A 3913-nucleotide genomic window follows, 5' to 3' on the forward strand; every position below is an offset into this window, starting at 1 on the left:
GAATCAGCGTCAGCGGCATACAAATCTTTAGTTGGCATTCCTTATGTCGGTCCTGGTCTTGCTGCGGCAGCGGCAGGCACCGCTATGGGCTTTGGTATCTCCATGGCCAGCAAAGTCGATTCAGTCTCGAACATGGCGCACAACGGGATATCCGAAGTGCCGATGTTGGGTGGCCGAATGGAATCCGACTGGACGCTGAAAGCAGGTGAGCGCGTTTACACCAACGAATCCGCGAACCGAATCGACCAAATGTATAGCGCCATCATGGCCATGCAGCGTCAGAAGTTCGCGATGAATGATCCGAGCCTGGATTCAGCCAAGGCAGGGTTGGCCGTTGGAGGTCGTAACGTTGTGAACATTTACGGCGCACCAGAGGGAGCGAAAGTGAGAGAGCGCCAAGGTGACAATGGTGAAAACATCACCGATGTCTTTTTGGAAGACCTCGATTCTGACGGACCAATGTCTCAAGGGATCGCGCAGCGCTTTGACCTCAAGCCAGTGGGAGTATAAGCACTCATGACAATGATGTACCCAAGCTACCTGCCACATCCTCAGTTTCCTGACAAAATCGAACAGATGTCCAATCGTATTTCCACGGAAATGTCGACAGGGCGTACTCGGGACCGTCGTCGGCATATCATCGTGCCGACGTTCCAAACCCTCGTGTTTCGGATGCCAAAGGACAAAGCAGCGGCGTTTCTTGGTTGGGTAGACCATGCACTCAGTGGTGGCATTCGTTGGTTTACCTTAAACCAGCGCACCGAGCTGGGCGTGGTTCCCCTACAAATCAAAATGAAAGACCACCCACTCAAAGACGCCAAGCCAAAAGGTGGCAAGTTTTACTACACCGTGAAATGTGAAATTCGCCAATACCCAATCCAAAGCGAAGAACTCACCGTTAGCCAGATTTTATTCCCTCATACGCTTAATGAACTGATGACAGAGATCGACATGAGCCGCTATTACACAGAGAGCTGGAAGAATGACAAATAGCAATAATTTTTTTCAAATGATGGAAGAGCTTCGTCAGTATATTGACTGGCTGAACCAAATACTAATAGGTGGCGAGCAAGACACTGTTACCGTCGGTGGCGTTATCAAACCTTCAGTGAGCAAAGACATCGCAGATAAATGGTCCGCAATACAAGCGATGGTTCAAGGTCGACAGGCTTACGAAACCCGAGCTAGTTTGCCTGTCTTTCCACCTGAAAATATTGTTCTTGCTGAAGTTTGGCGCGACTCGAAGCCGGAAAATAATGGTCTATACGGTTGGACTGGGACGATATGGGAAAAATCGCCTTATGATGTATCACTGTTAGCCAATGCACTGTTTGATAAAGCTGAATTTCGCGTTGATGAACTAGGGCTTGAAAACGTTAACAAAAATACTAGCAATACGGAGTTTGCGGTCACAGACAGAAATGGCCGTCAAGCCATTGGGGTGCGTTCGAATGGCGCGGTTGAGTTCTCTGGTTTATTAACGGAATTGGCAGGTAATTCTGGCGATCTGTTGTTTATGAACCAGTTTAACCAAATCCTTTTGCAGCTTTTGGCCGATGGCACGTTGAGTGTCGCCAATATGAACTTTGAAGCGCGAGACGGTGGTGAAGAGCTCGTGGTGCTCGACAGCAAAAATAGAATCGCCTTGAAAGTAAATGATGATGGCACGATTGAAATTCCTGGTCTCAAACTGGAAAAGTTAGGCTTTGATGATGTTGAATTGACCGTAAACCGTCTTATCGAGCCTAAGGATTTAAATCTACCACCGTTGTCTGAACTGACGCAGCTCATTATGTACGGGCAGTCGTTATCGGTTGGTGCCGAAGGTGAGCCTGCCATATCCATTCAAGACAGTCCCGTTGATTACATGTTTTCACACGGTGCCTATGTTGAATCCAATACCATCCCCGAGTTTTACCCTCTGATGCCTTACAAAGAGGGCACCGCGAATCGTAACCGTGAAACCCCACAAGCGGGTGTCTTGCAAATGATTCATGACTTATGTGATCGAGAAAATGGTGGGCTTCAGTTGGCGTTCTTGATGGGAGGCGCTGGCCGCAGTTCGACCAAGATTGAAGAACTGTCAAAGGGCACGGTGAATTTCGCAAGATTTGAACAAATGGTTCTCAACGGGCAAGAAGCTGCGAAACGAGATGGTCGTGGCACTTCGTTAGCTGGAGTGTTTTGGGTTCAAGGTGAAAATGACCTCGGCAACCCAGACTCAGAAGCTTATGTCACTCAACTGCTCAAACTCAGAAAGGACATGCAAGCTATCCGAAGTGGCAACCAAGCGGCGAACTTGCCGATGTTTAGTTACCAAACGGCACCAGCCTTGTATCGCACCGATGATCGCATGTGGGGAGTGCCTAATGCTCAGATGCTCGCTTCTGAGCTAGATCCACTTATCTTTATTGCCACTCCGACGTATTGGATGGATTTCGTTGCTGATGAAATCCACATGCCGAATTACAGTTACAAGTTGTTGGGCGCTTATTTAGGCAAAGCATGGAAACGCGTGATGGTGGATGGCATTAAGTGGAAACCACTATCTCCAGTGTCTTTCAGTTACTCAGGGAACAGTGTTGACATTAAGCTTCACGTTCCAAATAAGGGCTTAGTCATCGAACCCGGTGAGTCTCACGCAGGTTTTCGTTTAAAGGATTTAAATGGTGAAGCGGTTATTCAGTCTGTCGAAATCGTTAATGACAATGCGATTCGAATCAAAGCTGATCGAACGTTGTCGTCGCCATTACAAATCAGCTATGCCCGATTCCATGATGGGTGTGTTCGTGACACGGCCACTGAGCATGAGCACATCAACATCGATGGCGTTGTTCACCCTCTTCACAATTATCTAGTCGCTTTCATGAAGGAAATTTAATTATGGCTACTGTTATTCGCTTAAATAACGCCAATTTTGACAACCCGAACTTACCTGTCTTTTTTCCTGTAGAGGCTGAAGGGTTGATTGCTGGCTACACTTTTGATGGTCGTATCTCCACATTAGCAGGTGGTCAGTTGAGCATCACAGGTAATCCTATTTTGGATGAGTCAGGCATTACCATTAATAGTGCCACCGACATCATCACGACCAATGTTGTCGATGCTGAGCACGAAGAACTGACCGTGTTTATGGTGGGTAAGCGTGTTGCCACTCCTGCCGTGAATAGCTTTATGGTCGGTACGTATACCGATGGTTTTACTGTCTATTCTCAAGCAGGTAAGTTGATCATTTGGGGCAAGGACAGTGTTGATGGCTCTGCGGTTCAACCAAGCACGCTCGCGTTTGATGTTGATAGCCCATTCCTGTCAGTTTCTCAGCGAAGCCAAAACATGGTTAAGTTGAGCGTGCCTGGACTGAACATGGTGGCATCTAAAACGTCGGAGAACCCAATCTCGAAATCAATGGATAAAATCCGTCTGGGTGAGAGCCAAGTGGGACGAGAGCCTATCATCCACGTCTCGGCACTACTTATTTACAACAAGCTGTTGGATGAACAGACCATCAGCAAAGTGAATAGCCAGTTACGCAGCTACTTCTCTCCTTTAAACATCAATGTGCAATAAATGTTATGAAAGCCATAGAGGTTTATTACGCCTCTGCTCCTGTCGATAAAATCCCCATCCACACCATAGAAATTAAAAATGAAGATGCGTATCAGAAAGGCGAGCCGGAATCGGTCATTCGTCTGGCTGACGGTTTCTATCATCTTGAAGTCGACGGTGTGGAAGGCATTTATCTTGGGCTAGAAACAGGGGTAGAGACCTTCTTTCGAGCGTCGGCGTTTAGGGTGTCATTGCCGGGTAAAAGCGTCAAAGGGAAACAGAACCTGCAATTCCAGATTGATAACGTGACGGGCGAGGCCCGTCGCTTTATTGATAAAGCCATGGAAGATGGCAGCAAAGTGACCAT

The 3913-nt window shown here is 47.5% G+C and carries 4 protein-coding genes and 1 pseudogene; all 5 read left to right on the plus strand.

Annotation, left to right across the window (positions count from 1 at the left end):
• Window positions 1–510: pseudogene (locus R7Q11_RS24425) on the plus strand (hypothetical protein); the annotation flags it as partial.
• A 6-nt stretch (window positions 511–516) separates the two neighbouring features.
• Complete coding sequence (locus R7Q11_RS24430) at window positions 517–993, plus strand: hypothetical protein (protein ID WP_213866506.1); 477 nt, start codon at window positions 517–519, stop codon at window positions 991–993.
• On the plus strand, window positions 983–2881 hold the full coding sequence (locus R7Q11_RS24435) for a sialate O-acetylesterase (RefSeq protein WP_225466807.1): 1899 nt from the start codon (window positions 983–985) through the stop codon (window positions 2879–2881). Before R7Q11_RS24430 ends, R7Q11_RS24435 begins: the two co-directional genes overlap by 11 nt.
• A 2-nt stretch (window positions 2882–2883) precedes the next feature.
• Window positions 2884–3567, plus strand: coding sequence for a hypothetical protein (locus R7Q11_RS24440; protein ID WP_025766780.1), 684 nt, complete (start codon window positions 2884–2886; stop codon window positions 3565–3567).
• 5 nt (window positions 3568–3572) lie between these two features.
• Window positions 3573–3913 (plus strand): DUF1833 family protein (locus R7Q11_RS24445; protein ID WP_225466808.1); only part of this gene is annotated, 341 nt, incomplete at its 3' end.

This window comes from Vibrio sp. 970, assembly GCF_033339075.1.